General features: G+C 49.9%; 21 protein-coding genes, 3 tRNA genes and 1 pseudogene. 19 read left to right on the forward strand and 6 right to left on the reverse strand.

Features of this window, described 5'->3' with window-relative positions; all coding sequences use genetic code 11:
* From fliT to fliD, 3 genes are read right to left on the reverse strand one after another with little or no spacing between them, the layout of a single operon-like run.
* Positions 1–372: a flagella biosynthesis regulatory protein FliT gene (fliT, locus tag ICA20_RS09925; RefSeq protein ID WP_003030458.1), complete on the reverse strand. Its 372-nt coding sequence runs from the start codon at positions 370–372 to the stop codon at positions 1–3.
* Positions 372–779 carry a flagellar export chaperone FliS gene (fliS, locus tag ICA20_RS09930; protein WP_038641551.1) on the reverse strand — a complete coding sequence of 136 codons (408 nt, stop codon included), beginning with the start codon at positions 777–779 and terminating at the stop codon, positions 372–374. The genes fliT and fliS overlap by 1 nt, the downstream gene beginning before the upstream one ends.
* 15 nt (positions 780–794) lie before the next feature.
* The gene (gene fliD, locus ICA20_RS09935) at positions 795–2198 is read right to left on the reverse strand and encodes a flagellar filament capping protein FliD (RefSeq protein WP_038641549.1); all 1404 of its coding nucleotides are present in this window, start codon (positions 2196–2198) and stop codon (positions 795–797) included.
* 255 nt (positions 2199–2453) lie between these two features.
* On the opposite strand from fliD, the gene ICA20_RS09940 reads away from it, so the two are divergent.
* From ICA20_RS09940 to sdiA, 8 genes are all read left to right on the forward strand, one after another.
* A complete protein-coding gene (locus ICA20_RS09940) occupies positions 2454–3962 on the forward strand; it encodes a FliC/FljB family flagellin (RefSeq protein WP_038641547.1) in 1509 nt (502 codons plus the stop codon).
* 162 nt (positions 3963–4124) lie between these two features.
* Entirely contained in the window at positions 4125–4844 is a 720-nt protein-coding gene (fliA, locus tag ICA20_RS09945; protein WP_038641545.1) for an RNA polymerase sigma factor FliA, read from the forward strand.
* Between the two features lie 56 nt (positions 4845–4900).
* A complete protein-coding gene (gene fliZ / locus ICA20_RS09950) occupies positions 4901–5428 on the forward strand; it encodes a flagella biosynthesis regulatory protein FliZ (RefSeq protein ID WP_038641543.1) in 528 nt (175 codons plus the stop codon).
* 249 nt (positions 5429–5677) lie between these two features.
* The gene (gene tcyJ / locus ICA20_RS09955; protein WP_032939603.1) at positions 5678–6478 is read left to right on the forward strand and encodes a cystine ABC transporter substrate-binding protein; all 801 of its coding nucleotides are present in this window, start codon (positions 5678–5680) and stop codon (positions 6476–6478) included.
* Between the two features lie 107 nt (positions 6479–6585).
* Entirely contained in the window at positions 6586–7572 is a 987-nt protein-coding gene (gene dcyD / locus ICA20_RS09960; protein ID WP_038641541.1) for a D-cysteine desulfhydrase, read from the forward strand.
* Positions 7573–7592: 20 nt separating this feature from the next.
* Positions 7593–8261, forward strand: coding sequence for a cystine ABC transporter permease (gene tcyL / locus ICA20_RS09965; protein WP_006684074.1), 669 nt, complete (start codon positions 7593–7595; stop codon positions 8259–8261).
* Positions 8258–9010: an L-cystine ABC transporter ATP-binding protein TcyN gene (gene tcyN / locus ICA20_RS09970; protein ID WP_003030477.1), complete on the forward strand. Its 753-nt coding sequence runs from the start codon at positions 8258–8260 to the stop codon at positions 9008–9010. The genes tcyL and tcyN overlap by 4 nt, the downstream gene beginning before the upstream one ends.
* 231 nt (positions 9011–9241) lie before the next feature.
* A complete protein-coding gene (gene sdiA, locus ICA20_RS09975; protein WP_038641538.1) occupies positions 9242–9964 on the forward strand; it encodes a transcriptional regulator SdiA in 723 nt (240 codons plus the stop codon).
* 66 nt (positions 9965–10030) lie between these two features.
* On the opposite strand, the gene ICA20_RS09980 is transcribed toward sdiA, so the two are convergent.
* Positions 10031–10255: a DUF2594 family protein gene (locus ICA20_RS09980; RefSeq protein ID WP_006684077.1), complete on the reverse strand. Its 225-nt coding sequence runs from the start codon at positions 10253–10255 to the stop codon at positions 10031–10033.
* A gap of 459 nt (positions 10256–10714) precedes the next feature.
* Between ICA20_RS09980 and uvrY the strand changes: the two genes are divergently transcribed.
* The 6 genes from uvrY to ICA20_RS10010 all read left to right on the forward strand — a co-directional run bounded on the left by uvrY (position 10715) and on the right by ICA20_RS10010 (position 14255).
* Positions 10715–11371, forward strand: a complete 657-nt coding sequence (uvrY, locus tag ICA20_RS09985; protein WP_038641535.1) for a UvrY/SirA/GacA family response regulator transcription factor — start codon at positions 10715–10717, stop codon at positions 11369–11371.
* Positions 11368–13200, forward strand: a complete 1833-nt coding sequence (uvrC, locus tag ICA20_RS09990) for an excinuclease ABC subunit UvrC (RefSeq protein ID WP_038641533.1) — start codon at positions 11368–11370, stop codon at positions 13198–13200. Before uvrY ends, uvrC begins: the two co-directional genes overlap by 4 nt.
* Before the next feature lie 55 nt (positions 13201–13255).
* Positions 13256–13804 (forward strand): CDP-diacylglycerol--glycerol-3-phosphate 3-phosphatidyltransferase, encoded by a 549-nt coding sequence (pgsA, locus tag ICA20_RS09995; protein ID WP_038641531.1) that lies wholly within the window; start codon positions 13256–13258, stop codon positions 13802–13804.
* Positions 13805–13955: 151 nt separating this feature from the next.
* Positions 13956–14031: transfer RNA gene (locus ICA20_RS10000), tRNA-Gly, on the forward strand.
* A 51-nt stretch (positions 14032–14082) separates the two neighbouring features.
* A tRNA-Cys gene (locus ICA20_RS10005) sits at positions 14083–14156 on the forward strand.
* Between the two features lie 12 nt (positions 14157–14168).
* Positions 14169–14255: transfer RNA gene (locus ICA20_RS10010), tRNA-Leu, on the forward strand.
* 138 nt (positions 14256–14393) lie between these two features.
* On the opposite strand, the gene ICA20_RS10015 is transcribed toward ICA20_RS10010, so the two are convergent.
* On the reverse strand, positions 14394–14738 hold the full coding sequence (locus ICA20_RS10015) for a hypothetical protein (protein ID WP_038641529.1): 345 nt from the start codon (positions 14736–14738) through the stop codon (positions 14394–14396).
* 200 nt (positions 14739–14938) lie between these two features.
* Here ICA20_RS10015 and ICA20_RS10020 point away from each other — a divergent pair, with 200 nt between their 5' ends.
* Positions 14939–15628: a hypothetical protein gene (locus tag ICA20_RS10020; protein ID WP_038641527.1), complete on the forward strand. Its 690-nt coding sequence runs from the start codon at positions 14939–14941 to the stop codon at positions 15626–15628.
* Positions 15629–15641: 13 nt separating this feature from the next.
* Positions 15642–16112, forward strand: a pseudogene (locus tag ICA20_RS10025) (SRPBCC family protein).
* Positions 16113–16131: 19 nt separating this feature from the next.
* Here ICA20_RS10025 and ICA20_RS10030 read toward each other — a convergent pair.
* Positions 16132–17157, reverse strand: a complete 1026-nt coding sequence (locus ICA20_RS10030; RefSeq protein WP_038641524.1) for a patatin-like phospholipase family protein — start codon at positions 17155–17157, stop codon at positions 16132–16134.
* 328 nt (positions 17158–17485) lie between these two features.
* Here ICA20_RS10030 and ICA20_RS10035 point away from each other — a divergent pair, with 328 nt between their 5' ends.
* The 3 genes from ICA20_RS10035 to ICA20_RS10045 are packed head-to-tail and all read left to right on the forward strand — an operon-like array spanning position 17486 to position 19240.
* Positions 17486–18628, forward strand: coding sequence for a transglutaminase domain-containing protein (locus tag ICA20_RS10035; protein WP_038641522.1), 1143 nt, complete (start codon positions 17486–17488; stop codon positions 18626–18628).
* Complete coding sequence (locus tag ICA20_RS10040) at positions 18606–18962, forward strand: mercuric transporter MerT family protein (protein ID WP_038641520.1); 357 nt, start codon at positions 18606–18608, stop codon at positions 18960–18962. The genes ICA20_RS10035 and ICA20_RS10040 overlap by 23 nt, the downstream gene beginning before the upstream one ends.
* Entirely contained in the window at positions 18959–19240 is a 282-nt protein-coding gene (locus ICA20_RS10045) for a heavy metal-associated domain-containing protein (protein ID WP_038641518.1), read from the forward strand. Before ICA20_RS10040 ends, ICA20_RS10045 begins: the two co-directional genes overlap by 4 nt.
* The last annotated feature ends 127 nt before the right edge of the window (positions 19241–19367 follow it).

Genomic DNA, 19367 nt, shown 5'->3' on the forward strand with positions numbered 1-19367 from the left:
TTATTGCGGGGCGGTGGGGGCGTCGGGTACTAACAGCATACCGGAAAGACGGCCATAGGCGTTATTGAGCGTCTTCTGGCGCGTCGACTGGCCGATAAGATTGCTGAGTTCATCCAGCCGCTGTTGTAACAGTGTTTTCAGTAACTGTTCGTTATCCAGCGTCTGTTTAATATACCCGGCCACTAAGTCCTGAATACTTCGTGTAATGCCAGGTGGAGTTTGCTCTTCCATGACCACTTCAATACTTTGCAGATAGGTAACTTCCTGTTCCAGTAAAAGGTCCCATTCACCCCGCTGCGCCAGTTCCAGCAGCGAGTGACTGAGTAGCGCGATGCGCTGCCAACGGTTGATAAACTCCACGGCTGAGGTCATTAACGAGACTCCTGGGACGACGCGTTCGGTGAGATCTGTTTCCAGGCTTCCGCAATGTTGCCGAGCAACCCTTCGACTTCTTCAATGGCTTGACAATCATTATTCAGATTAGCGTGCAGTAAACGACGAACCATATAGTCATACAATGAAGATAGATGGGTAGCGAGTTCCCCACCTTTTTCGTGGTCCAGGCCAGCCTTCAAACCATTATCGATAATATTAATGGCTTTACTTAACGCCTCGCCTTTGGCGACGATATCACCCTGTTGCATAAACAGGCGAGCGCGCACCAGGGCGCTGTTCGCGCCATCAAACAACATTTCAATCAGCTGATGCGGGCTGGCGCTCATGACGGCGCTTTCCACACTGATCTGTGCATAGGCTTTGGTACCGCTCGCGGTATACATGCTTACCTCGTGTTATCAGGAATTACTCATCGCTGCAAATTGTTGGCCCAAATACGTACTGGTACTGCTCAGCTTACTCATCATGGAATCCAACTGGGTAAACTGCGCTTTATATCGTGCCACGACTTCATCAATACTGTTGCTAACGGTCAGGTACTGCTTAGTCAGCAGTTTCAGGTTGGCATTAATATTGTCTTGTGCATTATCGATAATGCCGTCATCGGCCAGGTAGCTTTTTACTTCGGTGGCAATCTTAGTGGTAATACCGGTTTCTTTTCCGTCGCCAACCAGCAGTTCGCGGGTGGCAGCGGTATTATCTTTCAGTGCCTTAGCCAGTTTTTCTTCATCAAGTTTTAGCTTACCGGTACCACCATCCTGTGTAATGCCGATCTCAGTCATTGTTTTAAACGGGGATTCGCTGCCGCTGTTAGCAAATGGCGCACGAATGCCGTTTTGAATGGTACGGAGAACACTATCACCCAGTAACGCGCCGTTATCTGCGCTAGCTGCTTCACCCGGCTCAACTTCTTTATATTTAGTCAGTGTTCCAAAGGTATCAACCAGTGAGTTATAGGCTTCTACCCAAGCCTTAATCGCCGTAGTGGCCTTTTCATCACTTTTCTTGACTGTAATGGAGGCGTCTTTTATTTCTTTAGTCAGTTCAAGCGTAATGCCTTGTGGTGCATCGGTTACCGTATTGCTTTGGCGTTCAATATCGATACCATTAACGGTCAACTGCGCATTTTGTGCACCGACCAACTGTTTCATTTTCCCGCTGCCAGCTTTGCTGTCATAGGACAGTAAATCGCTCAGTTTTGCGTCGTTGGACACCGAGATGGTCATTTCACTTTCAGTACCGCTTTCTGCGGTTAACACCAATTGGTAGTCGTCTTCTTTAACCTTCACCAGGCTGGCGGAAATACCGCTGTCCGCATCATTTATGGCATCGCGAATATCTTCCAGTGAGGTTTCGCCTTTGCCTAATTTAATTTCCAGCGGTTCTTTGCGGCCCGGCTGCGAAATCGTAATAGTGCGTTCATCAATGCTGGTATCACCCAACTGTTCTTTAGTCGAGGTAATTTTCGCCGTAGTCGATAATGACTGTGCCTGCGCCAGTTGAGTGACGCTGACGGTGTATTTCCCTGGAGCAGCGCCCGCGGTGGTGCTGACTTTTAAATCTTCTGTGCTGCTGGTAGCAGTGGTGCTTTTAAACAGATCGGCATTGTTCAGTGCGGTATTCGCCGTCTGAAATTTTTCTAATGCACTTTTCAGCGTGCCATACGCAGTCAGACGCGAGGTGTTAGCGCTCTGCTGCTGGGTAATCGGCGTTAAACGCTTTTTCTCAGCAGTGGTTAAGTTTGTCAGCAACGTATCCAGTGGTAAGTTCGAACCAACGCCCAGTGATGTAAATGAAGGCATGCCTAATTCCTTGTGATTGCAAACAGTAGTTAACCGCTTTATCGGCAATCTGCGCGCAAAGTTTAATAATAGTTTTGCAAAAATAATGCGCGGAATAGTGATGCATATAGAGGGTATTTCAGCGGCTAAGAAAAAAAACGACGGAAAGTAAAAATTTTCTAAAGTTCGAAATTAAGGTGCCGATACAAGGGTTACGGTGAGAAACCGTGGGCAACAGCCCAATAACATCAAGTTGTAATTGATAAGGAAAAGATCATGGCACAAGTCATCAATACAAACAGCCTGTCGCTGTTGACCCAGAATAACCTGAACAAATCTCAGTCTTCTCTGAGCTCCGCTATCGAGCGTCTGTCCTCTGGTCTGCGTATCAACAGCGCGAAAGACGATGCTGCTGGTCAGGCGATTGCTAACCGCTTCACCTCTAACATCAAAGGTCTGACTCAGGCGTCCCGTAACGCCAACGATGGTATCTCCATCGCGCAGACCACTGAAGGTTCTCTGTCTGAAATCAACAACAACCTGCAACGTGTTCGTGAACTGGCGGTTCAGTCTTCTACTGGTACCAACTCCCAGTCTGACCTCGACTCCATCCAGGCTGAAATCACTCAGCGTCTGAACGAAATCGACCGCGTATCCGGTCAGACCCAGTTCAACGGCGTGAAAGTGCTGGCGAAAGACAACACCCTGACTATCCAGGTCGGTGCCAACGATGGCGAAACCATCGATATCAACCTGAAAGAAATTAACGCTAAAACTTTAGGCTTGGATTCTCTGAACGTACAGAAAGGCTACGATGTAAAAGCTACCGCTGTGACCACTGGTACAACGAAAAGCTATGTTGATACTGCAACGAATATCAAAACGCTTGATGATACTGCGATTAAAGCTGCGCTGGGTAATCCGACGACGGCTTCTGACACACTTGCTGCTGCTATCACATTCAAAGATGGTCAATACTACGCTACTGTTTCGGGTGACACAGATACTGGCGCTACCACTAAAAACGGGAAATATGCAGTTACTGTTGATGACAGCGGTAATGTGACATTAGCTACTGGTGCTACTGCTGTTACAGGTGTTACCGGTGATACCACCGCGACAAAAGTTAAACAGGAGCAAATTGGTACACCAGTAACTGTATCTGCTGCTGAACTTAAACCTCTGACCGATGCTGGCGTTGATACCACTGGCGCTAAATTAGTAAAAATGTCTTATACCGATTCTAACAATAAGACTATTGATGGCGGTTATGCTGTAGAAGTCGGTGGAAAAAGATACGCAGCAAATTACACCGATAATAAAGTAGAACTTAAGACAACTTCTTATACTGATGCTTCTGGTAAAACTGCAACAGCAGTCAACGAACTGGGTGGCGTTGACGGTAAAACTGAGCTGGTAGAAATTGCAGGTAAATCCTATACGGCTGCTAAAGCAAAAGGTCACAACTTCCAGGCTGAACCTAAGCTGTCTGAAGCGGCCACTGCTACTACCGATAGCCCGCTGGCTAAAATCGACGCGGCGCTGGCGAAAGTTGCTGATCTGCGCTCCGACCTGGGTGCGGTACAGAACCGTTTCAACTCTACCATCACTAACCTGGGTAACACCGTAAACAACCTGTCTGAAGCCCGTAGCCGTATCGAAGATGCTGACTACGCGACCGAAGTATCCAACATGTCTCGTGCAAACATTCTGCAACAGGCGGGTACTTCTGTTCTGGCACAGGCTAACCAGACCACGCAGAACGTTCTGTCTCTGCTGCGTTAATTAACGCTTATCGCGCAAACCCCGCTCCGGCGGGGTTTTTTACATTTAGCTTTACCCGTAACCCCCAAATAACCCCCCATTTCACCCACTATTCACCCGATTAAAACCCCTGCAGAAACGGATAATCATGCCGATAACTCATTTAACGCAGGGCTGTTTATCGTGAATTCACTGTATACCGCTGAAGGTGTAATGGATAAACACTCGCTGTGGCAGCGTTATGTACCGTTGGTGCGTCACGAAGCATTGCGCCTTCAGGTGCGTTTGCCGGCGAGCGTAGAACTGGATGACCTGCTACAAGCGGGCGGCATCGGGTTATTGAATGCAGTTGACCGATATGACGCTTTGCAAGGAACGGCATTTACCACTTACGCAGTGCAGCGTATTCGTGGAGCGATGCTGGACGAACTACGTAGCCGGGATTGGGTGCCGCGTAGCGTTCGGCGCAATGCTCGCGAAGTGGCACAGGCGATGGGACAACTGGAGCAGGAGTTAGGGCGTAACGCGACGGAAACCGAAGTGGCGGAGCGTCTGGCTATTCCTGTGCAAGAGTATCGTCAGATGTTGCTTGATACCAATAACAGCCAACTCTTCTCCTACGACGAGTGGCGGGAAGAGCATGGCGATAGTATTGAGCTGGTGACGGAAGAACATCAGCAGGAAAACCCGTTACAACAGCTACTTGAGGGTAACCTCCGCCAGCGCGTGATGGAGGCGATCGAGGCGTTGCCGGAGCGCGAAAAGCTGGTGTTAACGCTGTACTACCAGGAAGAGCTGAATCTGAAAGAGATCGGCGCGGTACTGGAAGTCGGGGAGTCGCGGGTCAGCCAGTTGCACAGCCAGGCCATCAAACGTCTACGCACCAAGCTGGGTAAGCTATAGGGGTAATCATTACCCCTGAACAATGCCGCATTACGAATTGACTACCAGGAGTTCTCATGACGGTGCAGCAATCAAAAAGACGGCCTCTAAGCCGCTACCTCAAAGATTTCAAACACAGCCAGACGCATTGCGCCCATTGCCTGAAGTTGCTCGACAGGATCACGCTGGTTCGCCGTGGACAAATTGTTAATAAAATCGCCATCGCCCGCCTGGACACGTTGCTGGATGAAGCTGAGTGGGAACAGGAGAAAAAAGAGTGGGTGGCGCTGTGTCGTTTTTGCGGTGATTTGCATTGCAAAGAGCAGAGCGACTTTTTTGACATCATCGGATTTAAACAATTTTTATTTGAGCAGACCGAAATGAGCCACGGCACGGTACGTGAATACGTTGTCCGCCTGCGCCGCCTTGGCAATCATCTGACCGAACAAAATATCTCTCACGAATTGCTGCAGGAAGGGTTCCTCGACGAAAACCTTGCCCCGTGGCTGCCGGAAACCAGTACCAACAATTATCGCATCGCATTGCGTAAGTATGAGCAGTTTAAAGCCCATACGCATATGGGACATATGCAGAAATCCTCCTAGACAGCCAGTTCTGATATATATTAAAAACGAATAAGGTGTAACGGAGTGGTGTTTGTGAATCACGACAAACGCTCTACACTACGCTCATATACACGTCATCCTTCAAGCTGTCTCTGCGTTGGCTGCACTCCCTCGCCCCAGTCACTTACTTTAGTAAGCTCCTGGGGACTTACTCGCTTGCCGCCTTGATGCAACTCGAATGATTTTGTGTATAAATAGCAGTCACTAATGACAATATTCGGGGTAACTATGAAATTAGCACTTCTGGGACGTCAGGCTCTGATGGGTGTAATGGCTGTTGCACTTGTCGCCGGAATGAGCGTAAAGACTTATGCAGATGAAGGTCTGTTAAATAAAGTTAAAGAGCGCGGTACGCTGCTGGTGGGCCTGGAAGGGACCTATCCCCCGTTTAGTTTTCAGGGTGATGACGGCAAGCTGACGGGTTTCGAAGTGGAGTTCGCCGAAGCACTGGCAAAGCACCTTGGGGTGAAAGCCACGTTGAAGCCGACCAAGTGGGACGGCATGCTGGCCTCGCTTGATTCCAAACGCATTGACGTGGTTATCAACCAGGTGACCATCTCTGACGAACGGAAGAAAAAATACGATTTCTCTACCCCGTATACGGTCTCTGGTATCCAGGCGCTGGTGAAGAAAGGCAATGAAGGCGTTATCAAGACCGCCGCCGATCTGAAAGGTAAAAAAGTCGGCGTGGGTCTGGGCACCAACTATGAAGAGTGGCTGCGCCAGAACGTGCAGGGCGTGGATATTCGTACCTATGATGATGACCCGACCAAATATCAGGATCTGCGTGTAGGCCGTATCGACGCGATTCTGGTTGACCGTCTGGCAGCGCTGGATCTAGTGAAGAAAACCAAAGATACGCTGGCGGTCACCGGTGAGGCTTTCTCCCGCCAGGAATCTGGTGTGGCGCTGCGCAAGGGCAATGAAGATCTGCTGAAAGCGGTTGATGCCGCCATTGCTGAAATGCAAAAAGACGGTACGCTGAAAGCGCTGTCTGAAAAATGGTTTGGAGCGGATGTGACGAAATAATCGTCATCCGATGAAAAAAGGCGCCTTTAACAGCGCCTTTTTTTATTTCATTGCGCCTGAACGTGCATAATAAAAAGAACATCACAACAACAAATACCGGAGGCTGTATGCCGCTGCATAACTTAACGCGCTTTCCACGTCTGGAATTTATTGGCGCGCCAACACCGCTCGAATATCTTCCACGCTTCTCCGACTATCTTGGGCGCGATATTTTCATCAAACGCGATGACGTTACGCCGATGGCCATGGGCGGCAATAAACTGCGTAAGCTGGAGTTTCTGGCGGCGGATGCGCTGCGTGAAGGGGCCGATACGTTGATAACCGCGGGCGCTATCCAGTCTAACCATGTGCGCCAGACGGCGGCGGTAGCGGCTAAACTTGGCCTGCACTGCGTGGCGCTGCTGGAAAACCCGATTGCCACCACGGCGGAAAACTATCTCAGCAACGGCAACCGTCTGCTGCTTGATCTGTTTAATACCCAGATTGAAATGTGCGATGCGCTGACCGATCCGAATGCGCAACTTCAGGAACTGGCGACGCGGATTGAAGCGCAGGGATTCCGTCCGTATGTGATCCCGGTTGGGGGTTCCAATGCTCTGGGCGCGCTGGGCTATGTGGAAAGCGCGCTGGAAATTGCGCAACAGTGTGAAGGGGCCGTAGAGCTGTCTTCCGTAGTCGTGGCGTCGGGCAGCGCGGGAACGCATGCCGGACTGGCTGTTGGTCTTGAACAGCTGATGCCGCACGTCGAGCTGATTGGCGTGACCGTCTCGCGCAGCGTGGCCGATCAAAAGCCCAAAGTTGTTACGCTACAACAGGACATTGCCCGTGAACTGGAACTGACGGCCTCAGCGGATATCCTGTTATGGGATGATTATTATGCGCCAGGCTACGGTACGCCAAACGAAGAGGGCATGGAAGCGGTAAAACTGCTGGCGCGGCTGGAAGGCATCTTGTTGGATCCGGTCTATACCGGCAAGGCGATGGCGGGTCTGATTGACGGCATCAGCCAGAAGCGCTTTAAAGATGAAGGGCCAATTCTCTTTATCCATACCGGTGGGGCGCCTGCATTGTTTGCCTACCATCCTCACGTGTAACAATCAGGTAGAAAAACGTAATGCAAGAAAGTATCCAACTGGTGATCGATTCCCTACCGTATCTGCTTAAAGGCGCGGTTTTTACGCTGCAACTGAGTATCGGCGGGATGTTCTTTGGCCTCGTGCTGGGGTTTATCCTGGCGCTAATGCGCCTGTCGCCGCTATTACCTGTACGTTGGCTGGCGCGCTTTTATATCTCTGTCTTTCGCGGAACGCCGTTGATCGCCCAACTTTTTATGATCTATTACGGTCTGCCGCAGTTTGGTATTGAGCTGGATCCCATCCCGGCGGCGATGATTGGTTTGTCGCTGAATACGGCGGCCTACGCGGCGGAAACGCTGCGGGCGGCGATCTCCTCCATCGACAAAGGTCAGTGGGAAGCGGGGGCCAGTATTGGCATGACGCGCTGGCAGACCATGCGCCGGGCGATCCTGCCGCAGGCGGCACGCGTTGCGCTGCCGCCGCTGAGCAACAGCTTTATCAGCCTGGTGAAGGACACTTCGCTGGCCGCGACTATTCAGGTTCCTGAACTGTTCCGTCAGGCGCAGCTGATTACCTCGCGTACGCTGGAAGTATTCACTATGTATCTGGCGGCCTCCTTGATTTATTGGGTAATGGCGACAGTGCTTTCTGCGCTGCAGAACTATTTTGAAGAACAACTGAACCGCCAGGAGAAAGAGCCGAAATGAGTGCTATTGAAGTCAGAAACCTGGTCAAAAAATTCCATGGGCAAACGGTGCTGCATGGGATCGATCTCGACGTCAAACCCGGTGAAGTTGTGGCAATTATCGGACCGAGCGGTTCGGGCAAAACCACGCTGCTGAGGAGCATTAATTTGCTGGAGCAACCGGAGGCGGGCACCATTAAAGTGGGTGAGATAACCATTGATACCGCGCGGTCGTTAACTCAGCAGAAAGGACTGATTCGCCAGTTGCGCCAGCACGTAGGCTTTGTGTTCCAGAACTTTAATTTGTTTCCCCATCGTACGGTGCTGGAAAACATTATTGAAGGTCCGGTGATTGTCAAAGGCGAACCTAAAGCCGAAGCGACAGCCCGTGCGCGCGAACTGCTGGCAAAAGTCGGGCTGGCGGGAAAAGAAACTAGCTATCCGCGCCGCCTGTCCGGTGGGCAGCAGCAGCGCGTGGCGATTGCCCGGGCGCTGGCGATGCGACCAGAGGTTATTTTATTCGATGAACCCACCTCAGCGCTTGACCCTGAACTGGTTGGCGAGGTGCTTAATACCATTCGCCAGTTGGCGCAGGAAAAACGCACCATGGTGATTGTGACGCATGAAATGAGCTTTGCGCGTGATGTGGCTGACCGGGCGATATTTATGGATCAAGGACGGATAGTGGAGCAGGGACCCGCTAAATCTTTATTTACGCATCCGCAACAGCCGCGAACCCGTCAGTTTCTCGAAAAATTCCTCATGCAATAAATAGTACAAGCAGCACTCACCGGCATTGTTTTATGGTGAGTGCTGTGCGCATAACTATTTATAAATATTGCTTTATTATTAATGCTTGATTCTGTTGCTTACTCTGGCGATTGAGTCACGCTCAAGTAATTTTTCATTTGTCCGATAATTTGCATATATAAAATACATTTATGTGTTAGCTTGTTTCATATGTTTGGATGATTATCAATCGCAGGGGCATTACCACTTAGTATGCAGGATCATGATTTCTTTACCTGGCGACGGAGCATGCTGTTACGCTTTCAGGAAATGGCGACGGCAGAGGATGTCTATAATGAGTTACAACAACAGACGCAGCATTTAGAGTTCGATTTCTACGCACTCTGTGTTCGTCATCCCGTACCCTTTACCCGTCCTAAAACGTCACTTCATACGACCTATCCCAAAGCATGGGTGGCGCATTATCAGTCCGAGAATTATTTCGCCATTGATCCGGTGCTGAAGCCTGAAAACTTCAGCCAGGGGCATTTACCCTGGGACGATAGCTTGTTTCGTGATGCGCAACCCCTGTGGGACGCCGCACGCAATCACGGTTTACGCAAAGGGATGACGCAATGTTTAATGTTGCCGAATCGGGCGTTGGGATTTTTATCGGTATCGCGAGCGAGTGTCCAAAATAGTCGTTTTGCGAATGATGAAGTGGAGCTCAGAATGCAGCTTCTGGTGCGGGAAAGCCTGTCGGTGCTGACGCGACTGGAAGATGACATGGTCATGGTGCCAGAGATGCGTTTTAGCAAGCGGGAAAAAGAAATATTGAAGTGGACCGCAGAGGGGAAAACGTCTTCGGAGATAGCGATAATACTGTCGATTTCTGAAAATACCGTTAACTTTCACCAGAAGAATATGCAAAAGAAATTCAATGCGCCAAACAAAACGCAGATAGCGTGTTACGCCGCTGCGACCGGGCTTATCTGAATAAATTATCGTTCTGAGTGTCAGACGCAAAACCGGCTGATAGCAATGCTGTCAGCCGGTTTCTTGTTACTGGCGGTAGGCCTGTTTAATTTGCTTAACAGTGCTGGAAAATACCGCAGCCTGTGATTGATCTTCAATCAGCGCGATCTGTTTTTCCATTTTAAGAATCACGCGTCCAGCATCGGCTTGACCCATTGCCTGCAGCATCAGTGTTAACAGGGCTTTCAGACAGGTGACTTCATTGGCCAGTTCCTGGTTATTCTCAGCAGTGGAAAAGTCAGGCGTACTCATTTATTTTCCTCGTTATGTTTCAATGAAAAAGTGCGATGTCAGATCTTAAGGCGGCGGAGTATACCATAAGCGAGGCTAAAAATATCAGTGGTTGTTTTTTGTGCAAGCTAAAGGGATGGACATTAAAATAAACAACATGTTGCAGTGCATATATTTTCTCCACTTGTTGTTTATTTCGAGTATTTTACTCGTTAATTATTGTTACAACTTTGGCTGCCTGTTTTGCATTCAGCGCAGGAATATGAATTTTTTGTCACTATTCTGAAACAGCTATGCAGATATAACCGTGGCAGCAGGCTATGAGGCCTGAAATTTTCCACCCGCCGTACAATCTAATTTCCAAAAACGAGAGCAAAATCGAAAGTCGGACGTTTTTTACATTTCAAAGTTGAGATAAAACCCGTTAACATAGGACCGATTAACTATCGGTAGCGTTATCCCTATTCTGGAGATATTCCTTTGATCAACGTTTTTCTTGTTGATGACCACGAACTGGTGCGCGCAGGGATACGACGCATTCTGGAAGATATAAAAGGCATAAAAGTTGTCGGCGAAGCGTGCTGCGGTGAAGATGCGGTGAAATGGTGCCGCTCAAATACCGTGGACGTTGTGCTGATGGATATGAATATGCCCGGTATTGGCGGTCTCGAAGCAACCCGCAAAATTGCGCGTTCAACGGCAGACATTAAAGTGATTATGCTGACGGTACATACCGAGAACCCGTTACCTGCAAAGGTCATGCAGGCAGGTGCCGCGGGGTATCTCAGCAAAGGAGCCGCCCCCCAGGAAGTTGTGAGTGCCATTCGTTCGGTTTATTCCGGGCAACGTTATATTGCCTCCGATATCGCTCAGCAGATGGCGCTCAGCCAGATTGAACCTGAGAAAACGGAAACCCCGTTTGCCAGTTTGTCTGAACGCGAGTTGCAGATTATGCTGATGATCACCAAAGGTCAGAAGGTCAATGAGATTTCAGAACAACTGAATCTTAGTCCTAAAACGGTGAACAGCTATCGCTATCGAATGTTCAGTAAATTAAACATTCACGGCGATGTCGAGTTGACTCACCTGGCAATTCGCCATGGCCTGTGTAATGCGGAGACATTAACAAGCCAGTGACCGATCAGTTTGATGCCAAAGCGTTCCTGAAGAGCGTAACCAGTCAGCCCGGCGTTTATCGTATGTATGATACCGCCGGGACGGTTATCTATGTCGGGAAAGCGAAAGACCTGAAAAAAAGGCTTTCCAGTTACTTCCGTAGTAATCTCGCGTCGCGTAAGACCGAAGCGTTGGTCGCGCAAATCCAGCAGATTGATGTCACGGTGACACACACCGAAACCGAAGCGTTATTGCTTGAACACAACTACATCAAGCTGTATCAGCCGCGCTATAACGTATTGCTGCGCGATGATAAATCGTATCCTTTTATTTTCCTCAGCGGCGATACTCATCCACGCCTGGCGATGCATCGCGGGGCCAAGCATGCCAAAGGCGAGTACTTTGGACCGTTCCCCAACGGCTATGCCGTACGAGAAACGCTGGCGCTGCTGCAGAAAATTTTTCCCATCCGCCAGTGCGAAAACAGCGTGTATCGCAATCGCTCGCGACCTTGCCTGCAATATCAGATTGGCCGTTGCCTCGGTCCCTGTGTGGCGGGCCTGGTGAGTGAGGAAGAGTATGCACAGCAGGTCGAGTACGTCCGTTTATTCCTGTCCGGGAAAGACGATCAGGTATTAACCCAACTGATCGCCCGGATGGAAAAGGCCAGCCAAAATCTCGAATTTGAAGAGGCCGCGCGTATTCGTGACCAAATTCAGGCTGTACGTCGCGTCACCGAAAAACAGTTTGTCTCGAATTCCGGGGATGATCTGGACGTTATCGGGGTGGCGTTTGACGCTGGCATGGCTTGTGTGCACGTACTGTTCATTCGTCAGGGTAAAGTGTTGGGCAGTCGCAGCTATTTCCCGAAAGTACCGAATGGAACAGAACTCGGCGAGGTGGTGGAAACCTTTGTCGGGCAGTTTTATTTGCAGGGAAGTCAGATGCGTACCTTACCCGGCGAGATCCTGCTCGATTTTAATCTTAGCGATAAAACTCTGCTGGCGGATTCATTGTCTGAACTGGCCGGGCGGAAGATTAATGTTCAGACGAAACCGCGCGGAGATCGTGCGCGTTATCTGAAGCTGGCGCGTACCAACGCGGCAGTAGCGTTAACCACCAGGCTTTCTCAGCAGTCGACCATTACTCAGCGACTGACGGCGCTGGCATCGGTATTGAAGTTACCCGCTGTAAAACGCATGGAATGTTTTGACATCAGCCATACGATGGGCGAGCAGACGGTCGCCTCCTGCGTGGTTTTTGATGCCAATGGCCCACTGCGCGCAGAGTATCGTCGTTACAACATCACCGGCATTACGCCGGGCGACGATTATGCGGCGATGAATCAGGTTCTGCGTCGGCGTTACGGTAAGGCGATAGAAGAAAGTAAGGTTCCGGACGTCATATTGATCGATGGCGGTAAAGGTCAGTTGGGACAGGCGAAAGCCGTTTTTGCTGAGCTGGATGTTCCCTGGGATAAACAGCACCCACTTTTGCTGGGGGTGGCGAAAGGGGCCGATCGTAAAGCGGGTCTGGAAACGCTATTCTTTGAGCCGGAAGGCGAGGGCTTTAGCCTGCCGCCGGATTCGCCCGCGTTGCATGTGATACAGCATATCCGCGATGAATCTCACGATCATGCGATCAGCGGACACAGGAAAAAACGTGCGAAGGTGAAAAGTACCAGCACGCTTGAGACCATTGAAGGCGTTGGGCCTAAGCGTCGGCAGATGTTGTTGAAATATATGGGCGGTTTGCAAGGTCTTCGTAACGCAAGTATTGAAGAAATTGCAAAAGTGCCGGGTATTTCGCAAGCTCTGGCAGAAAAGATCTTCTACTCGTTGAAACATTAGGCCCTCTGTAGCAACATAGGGGTAATTTCACTGACAACAGATAGTTATCCGTCATATGCAATTTAATATCCCTACGTTGCTCACGCTGTTTCGCGTCATCCTGATCCCATTCTTTGTATTGGCGTTTTATCTGCCATTCACCTGGGCTCCCTTTGTTTGTGCGCTGATCTTCTGTATTGCGGCGGTCACCGACTGGTTTGATGGCTATCTGGCGCGTCGCTGGAACCAAAGCACGCGTTTTGGCGCCTTCCTCGACCCCGTTGCCGATAAAGTGCTGGTTGCTATCGCGATGGTGCTGGTGACGGAGCACTATCACAGCTGGTGGGTGACGCTTCCTGCCGCCACGATGATCGCGCGTGAAATTATCATCTCTGCGCTACGTGAATGGATGGCAGAACTGGGTAAACGCAGCAGTGTGGCAGTGTCCTGGATCGGTAAAGTGAAAACCACTTCGCAGATGGCCGCATTGGCGTGGCTGCTGTGGCGTCCAAATATTTGGGTAGAGTATGCCGGGATCGCACTTTTCTTCGTCGCTGCGGTACTGACTTTGTGGTCAATGTTCCAGTATTTGAGCGCTGCATGGGGAGATTTGCTTGAACAGTGATCGTTTCGGCGCAAATTTCAGCAAACGATCGTCAGTGGTGAAAAATATCGTTGACTCATTGCGTCAGGTAAGTAGAATGCAACGCATCGAACGGCAGCACTGATTGCCAGACGATAACAAAATCAAGTGATTAACAAAGTTACTTGGTGATGCGGGAATAGCTCAGTTGGTAGAGCACGACCTTGCCAAGGTCGGGGTCGCGAGTTCGAGTCTCGTTTCCCGCTCCAAATTAAAGGCATCGGCAATCGCGGATGTCGGCTGAAAAGCCAGAAGATTTCGGCGCGTTAGCAAAGCGGTTATGTAGCGGATTGCAAATCCGTCTAGTCCGGTTCGACTCCGGAACGCGCCTCCAATTTCTTCCCGAGCCCGGATGGTGGAATCGGTAGACACAAGGGATTTAAAATCCCTCGGCGTTCGCGCTGTGTGGGTTCAAGTCCCACTCCGGGTACCATGGGAAAGAATAGAATAATCAAAGCAATAAGCAGTGTCGTGAAACCACCTACGGGTGGTTTTTTTGTGCCTGTAATCCGTCGTTTTATCCTGCCTGATACGTAAAATGCCCTTCAAACATTTGCAATAGATAATCACTCTATCGACGAATCGGTGCGTTAAGCATAAATCGTCCTCGGGCAGGGTTGTTGATAAACCCATTTCGGGCAGGATTATCGTTGAGGTCCTGGAAACCATTTATCATGGTGGGATCGCCAAAGCTATCCTGAATCGCTAAATGTCCGTGGATTCGGTTTGGTGCCCTGAACGTGAAAGGGAAATCATTTGTCCCGCCAATGATGATGATGCCATTACCGGCACGGAGTGCCGCGCTTAACGCTTGCTCACTCGCGGCCTGGTTTTGTAACGCGCTGGCTGAGGCAGATGATGACGCCAGCAGCAGTAAGATGAGAACGGCGCATGAAAATACCGATGGCAGTTTCATGATTAATACCTGTTAAGAGTGTGGCTATTAAAGTATAGCTTGATGTTGTCATCTCAACTGAAAAGAAAACCAACAATTTAACCAACTGTTCCTACTGAGTCTGAGAAGCAGGGAGAGTAGCGCCGCGCGGTTAAGAACTATAATAACAGTCGACAGGCGATGACTCCTGTTGGCAGATAGTACAGATACAGGGGGCGGCCATGAGCGTCTCATTTTTTCCGCTAGTTGCGTTCACCGCATTGCTTGTCTTTAGTTGCTCAGTATGGTCGGTGGAAGAAAGAGGGGGATTATCACCGCGAGCCAGAACCACGGATCCTGTTGCATTTTCGCTGCAGTCATTTAACAACATGACCTCTTATCAGGTCATGCTGCGATCTTCATCTGCGCAGGATGAGAATAAAATCATTCGCTACAGCTATCAGAAACCCGGCTATGTACGAATGGATTTTACCCTGCCGCATTCAGGCGCGGTGCTCATCTTTAATCCCGTCACCGGTAAAGTGACATTATGGCCATTTGGTGTGGGGTCGTTGCCCATTTTGCACCTGTCGCCGACCAATTCATTGATCCAGGATGAGCGCGGTCATCGGGTGGAGCGTTCTGATATCGGCGTGTTGTTAGGCAATATTCGCCATCTGCAGCGCGAGGGAACAACGACGGTTGTTGCTCAGGAGCGTCTAGCGGGGCGGGAGACGACGCATGTGTCTGTGGTTAGGCCAGGAATAATGACAGTGGATGGCGTTCACCGCTACGACGTCTGGCTGGATAATTATCACGGATTCCCTGCCAAAGTGATCGGCTATGCCCCAAATGGGCGGCGATTAGAAACCGTTCTTCTGGAAGCTATGGTTATCAACATCCGTTTTCCCGCTAATTTCTTCACGCCTTGAGGGAGCCCGTACTATGGCTGAGTATCAGTTTTCCACGGTCTGGCGGGTTGAGGCTTCAATCTAGGAGGTATGGGATATTTTTTCCCATCCGGACCAGTGGCCGGAATGGTGGGGAAGTCTGGAAAGAATTGTGGAGATCAAGAAGGGGGATTTACAGGGCATTGGCGCGCTACATCGTTATACCTGGAAAGGGGCGCTTCCTTATCGTTTAACCTTTGATATCAACGTATTGAATATTCTCCCTTGCTCTCTGCTTGAAGGACAAGCCAGCGGGGCGGTAGAAGGGCGAGGTGTGTGGTCTTTTACTGCGAGTGGCAAAGAGACTATTGTCAAATATGACTGGAATGTCCGAACCACTATCTGTTGGATGAATTATCTTGCCCCGCTGGCGGCACCCGTATTTCGCTGGAATCACAATACGGTCATGCGTGAGGGGGCAAGAGGGTTAGCCCGTAAACTGGCAACGAAGGTGCATATATTTTGAGTTCAGTCAGCGTTGGGGATTAATGAGCGTCCTGATATTTAAAATTGCCTCCACTATTGATTAATAACTTAGCGATCTCAGTCAATGTCTTATCATACACGGAGGCATTTTGTAGACCTGCCTGGCGCAGAAGTTCTAAGTTTTCACGCGATGCGTTATCCAGCGTTGGATCGGCGCCGTATAGTTCAGGCTGTATTCTGTAGTATTTAGAATTTTTTACCGTTGAGGCAATTTGTTGCAGATAATACGCGGTCATCTGCGGCCCCCCCTCAAGCGCGATATCAATAGCCGGTTTTGCCCAGCCAAAGGGACCCCAGTCCTTAACTTCGGAATAAGAATACCCCTGCAATTTCTTGCCGGTTCCCAGTGAGACAATAATCATATCCTTAATGCCAGCGACATTACTGAATTTAATCGCTTCGGAATAGGCACAGAGCGCGGGGTCGTTTGCTACCACACCGCCATCAACCAGGACAAATTTTTCGGGAACAGGGGGCAATGAATAAATACGCGCTGCTTCGAAATAGGTGGGAGCCGCAGAGGTACCCCGTAAAGCGTCCCTGACCAGGAAGTCCCGATTTTTGGCGAGGGCTGAATGTTGTTTGAAAATGACAGGAAGGCGACTGCTCACGTCATAAGAAACAAAGCAGGTTGGTCTTAATAATTCACTGAGTTTTGTTTCACCGAATGCCATTTTTAATACTCGCTCCAGCTCCTTTGCAGAATATTTCTCATCGGTAGCACCACCCAGTGAACTGATTGTTTTCCAGACACCGACATCAAAAATTTCATCCCCATCCTGAAGGTAGAAATTGACGGCTTCCTGAGCGGAGAACTTTGGTTTTCCTTTTGTGTCAGGGCAAACATAAGCAGAACACAGAATGGCCCCGGTACTGGTACCGGCAACCAGATCGAAGTAATCCGCAATTCTGGCGGCAGGATTTTCTGATATATCCTGCAATTTCTTCTCCAGTGCCACAAGTAGCATACCCGGCAGGATGCCTCTGATCCCGCCGCCATCAATAGACAGTATTCTCATTGCCATTTTTACTTCCTCCCAGAATATGAAACGGGATTATGGATTGGGTTATTTCTACTATTGCATGCTTTTAAATATAGGCCGGGTTTCTGCTGCGTTTGCTTCATGCGACAGGCTGATCTGGCAGATTGATATCCGCTTGCTACTGTACTTTTTTGCCTGTAAATGGCTTAATAGCGACCTTGTAGTCTCTCATTTCATTCACAGTTAACAGGTCTGTTATTGATGAATAATCTCCATCGACTCGCCTTTTTAAGTCAGCGTCTGTCTGCTGTGATGATCGCCGGTTTCCCAACGGGCCGTAGCTCAACTCTTACAACATGGACAGACAGCAATGCAACGTCGACAATTTCTCAAAAATAGTGTTCTCCTTTCCGCCGCCGGTTTAGTCGGGCCTACGGTTCTTAGCCAGACGGTACATGCCGCGGAGCCAACAGTCGCGCCTGTCGCGCGTCGACGCTTTGTCTTATCACAAACGTATAAACTCAACCCTGCTGAGGGATCGCGCGGTGTGGTGAAACTCTGGATCCCGCTACCTGTAGACACTGCGTTTCAACAAATGACAGCCCTTGCCTTTAGCGGGAACTATCATCAGGCATATGTCACCACCAACAATGCCTATGGCGCGAAGACGCTGTTCGCCACCTGGCCAGACTCCCAGAGCGAATTGTTGATTAACGTTGATATCGACATTGAAACCGCCGACTGGGAGCCGTTGAAGCAGGATGCGTTAAAAACCTGGCAAGTACCGGAGCAGATTATTTATCCGCTGGATGTAAAACCCTACTTGTTACCGACGGCACATACGCCTGTTGATGGGCTGGTTCTGGAAACCGCGCGCAAAATTACCGGTAATGAGCAAGATCCGCTGAAAAAAGCGCGTCTCATTTACGACTGGGTGAGTAGCCATATGGAACGAGATAATGACGTTATTGGCTGCGGTACCGGTGATGTGGCGGAGATCTTAAAAAGCGGTAAGCTCAAGGGAAAATGTACCGATATGAGCTCCGTTTTTGTTGCTTTGGCACGGGCCAGCGGTATTCCGGCGCGTGAACTGTTTGGCATCCGTCTGGGCAAAGCCAATAAGCTCGAGCGCTACTCGAAAAGCGCCTTTGGCAAGGCCGATAGCACAGGCGTTGCCGATGTCAGCGGTGGACAGCACTGTCGCGCCGAATTCTATCTGGCAGGTTACGGTTGGTTACCGTGCGATCCCGCTGACGTGACCAAAATGCGTCTGACTGAGAAAAAATCGCATCAGGACGCCGATGTCCAGGCCGTCAACGCTTACCTGTTTGGTAACTGGGAAATGAACTGGGTAGGATTCAACTACGGACGTGATTTCGAGTTGTATCCGGCGACAGAGCAGGGCGCCATGAACAACTTTGGTTATCCTTACGCAGAAGTCGATGGCGACCCGATCAATTTCTACGATCCTAAAGTGTTCTCCTACCGCTATGTCGCGACAGAACAACGCTAAAGGCGCGGGACTGACCCTGCTGACGGCCGCGGCGGCTGCCGTCACTGCCGGCTTATGCTGCGTTGGGCCGCTGTTATATCTGTTATTTGGTATTTCAGCGGCGAGCTTTGCTGTTTTAACCCGGTTTGAGTTTTTACGAATTCCTTTGATGCTGCTGTCATTGGGATTATTACTGCGTGTTTTCTGGCGACTCTATTTTTCCAAACGGTTGTGGTGTTCTGGCTGGCTAACCCTGAAACAAGCGCGCGTTCTCTACTGGTGTGCGCTGGCGTTGATTTTGCCGGTGTTATTTTACCCAACGCTGGTTGCTTGGTTTTATGAGGTGTTTGAATGAAGATTTTCACGTTAGTTGCAGGCTTATTATTGCCGTTGTGGGTTCAGGCGGCCAATCAAAAAGTGGTGCTGGATATACAAAATATGACCTGCTCGTTATGCGTAATTTCGGTCAATCAGGCATTACGCGAAACCGATGGCGTCATTAAGGCCAAATCCTCACTCAAGACAAGGCAGGCAGAAGCGATCGTGCCTGAAGGTTTTCCTACCGAGACTTTGCTTAAAGCGGTAGCAAAAACCGGGTATAGCGCGACGCTTAACCGTATTGAGCAACAATAACCACCTACGGGTGGTTTTGTTCTGTTTTCCCGGTATGATGCCCGGCGGCCTGGTGTTCTCTTTTGTGCGTTAACTACCGGAATTCCCCTCGTTTCCTGTTAACCTGAACTGGCGGCAGTTGTAAGCC

The organism is Citrobacter sp. C5_2 (assembly GCF_014596845.2).
GTDB lineage: Bacteria > Pseudomonadota > Gammaproteobacteria > Enterobacterales > Enterobacteriaceae > Citrobacter > Citrobacter werkmanii.

What these genes read in the sequence shown, in the direction of transcription:
- fliT (WP_003030458.1), bottom strand. Translation starts at nt 372, where the DNA reads ATGACCTCAGCCGTGGAGTTTATCAACCGTTGGCAGCGCATCGCGCTA.
- fliS (WP_038641551.1), bottom strand. Translation starts at nt 779, where the DNA reads ATGTATACCGCGAGCGGTACCAAAGCCTATGCACAGATCAGTGTGGAA.
- fliD (WP_038641549.1), bottom strand. Translation starts at nt 2,198, where the DNA reads ATGCCTTCATTTACATCACTGGGCGTTGGTTCGAACTTACCACTGGAT.
- ICA20_RS09940 (WP_038641547.1), top strand. Translation starts at nt 2,454, where the DNA reads ATGGCACAAGTCATCAATACAAACAGCCTGTCGCTGTTGACCCAGAAT.
- fliZ (WP_038641543.1), top strand. Translation starts at nt 4,901, where the DNA reads ATGACGGTGCAGCAATCAAAAAGACGGCCTCTAAGCCGCTACCTCAAA.
- tcyJ (WP_032939603.1), top strand. Translation starts at nt 5,678, where the DNA reads ATGAAATTAGCACTTCTGGGACGTCAGGCTCTGATGGGTGTAATGGCT.
- dcyD (WP_038641541.1), top strand. Translation starts at nt 6,586, where the DNA reads ATGCCGCTGCATAACTTAACGCGCTTTCCACGTCTGGAATTTATTGGC.
- tcyL (WP_006684074.1), top strand. Translation starts at nt 7,593, where the DNA reads ATGCAAGAAAGTATCCAACTGGTGATCGATTCCCTACCGTATCTGCTT.
- tcyN (WP_003030477.1), top strand. Translation starts at nt 8,258, where the DNA reads ATGAGTGCTATTGAAGTCAGAAACCTGGTCAAAAAATTCCATGGGCAA.
- sdiA (WP_038641538.1), top strand. Translation starts at nt 9,242, where the DNA reads ATGCAGGATCATGATTTCTTTACCTGGCGACGGAGCATGCTGTTACGC.
- ICA20_RS09980 (WP_006684077.1), bottom strand. Translation starts at nt 10,255, where the DNA reads ATGAGTACGCCTGACTTTTCCACTGCTGAGAATAACCAGGAACTGGCC.
- pgsA (WP_038641531.1), top strand. Translation starts at nt 13,256, where the DNA reads ATGCAATTTAATATCCCTACGTTGCTCACGCTGTTTCGCGTCATCCTG.
- ICA20_RS10015 (WP_038641529.1), bottom strand. Translation starts at nt 14,738, where the DNA reads ATGAAACTGCCATCGGTATTTTCATGCGCCGTTCTCATCTTACTGCTG.
- ICA20_RS10020 (WP_038641527.1), top strand. Translation starts at nt 14,939, where the DNA reads ATGAGCGTCTCATTTTTTCCGCTAGTTGCGTTCACCGCATTGCTTGTC.
- ICA20_RS10030 (WP_038641524.1), bottom strand. Translation starts at nt 17,157, where the DNA reads ATGGCAATGAGAATACTGTCTATTGATGGCGGCGGGATCAGAGGCATC.
- ICA20_RS10035 (WP_038641522.1), top strand. Translation starts at nt 17,486, where the DNA reads ATGCAACGTCGACAATTTCTCAAAAATAGTGTTCTCCTTTCCGCCGCC.
- ICA20_RS10040 (WP_038641520.1), top strand. Translation starts at nt 18,606, where the DNA reads ATGTCGCGACAGAACAACGCTAAAGGCGCGGGACTGACCCTGCTGACG.
- ICA20_RS10045 (WP_038641518.1), top strand. Translation starts at nt 18,959, where the DNA reads ATGAAGATTTTCACGTTAGTTGCAGGCTTATTATTGCCGTTGTGGGTT.